The organism is Affinundibacterium flavidum, from assembly GCF_014284175.1.
Classification (GTDB): Bacteria; Pseudomonadota; Gammaproteobacteria; order Burkholderiales; family Burkholderiaceae_D; genus Undibacterium; species Undibacterium flavidum.
Genome location: NZ_JACOGA010000058.1, coordinates 1 through 364 on the forward strand (window position 1 = coordinate 1; position 364 = coordinate 364).

Below are 364 nucleotides of genomic sequence, written 5' to 3' on the forward strand. Positions count from 1 at the left end.
CCTGACGATGACCTACTTTCACACTGGTTGCAGCACTATCATCGGCGCAAAGTCGTTTCACGGTCCTGTTCGGGATGGGAAGGTGTGGTACCAACTTGCTATAGTCATCAGGCATAACTTGTTGATTTGTTGTTTTCACGTTGAGTTGTGAAGAACAACAAATCCAATTGGGAAGAAGTATGACGGTATTACCGTCAGAAATAATCGGTTGTGATCGCTCAAACTTACGTTTAGCACACACTATTGTAATACTTGTCGTAGTTACCTAATAACTGACCAAAGTTATAGGGACAAGCCTTACGGGCAATTAGTACTGGTTAGCTTAATGCATTACTGCACTTCCACACCCAGCCTATCAACGTCC

2 rRNA genes are annotated in these 364 nt (G+C 43.4%); both read right to left on the bottom strand.

The annotated features are described in order from the left end of the window. A 5S ribosomal RNA gene (gene rrf, locus H8K55_RS21340) occupies positions 1–112 on the bottom strand; the annotation flags it as partial. A 174-nt stretch (positions 113–286) separates the two neighbouring features. After that, positions 287–364: ribosomal RNA gene (locus H8K55_RS21345) — 23S ribosomal RNA — on the bottom strand; the annotation flags it as partial.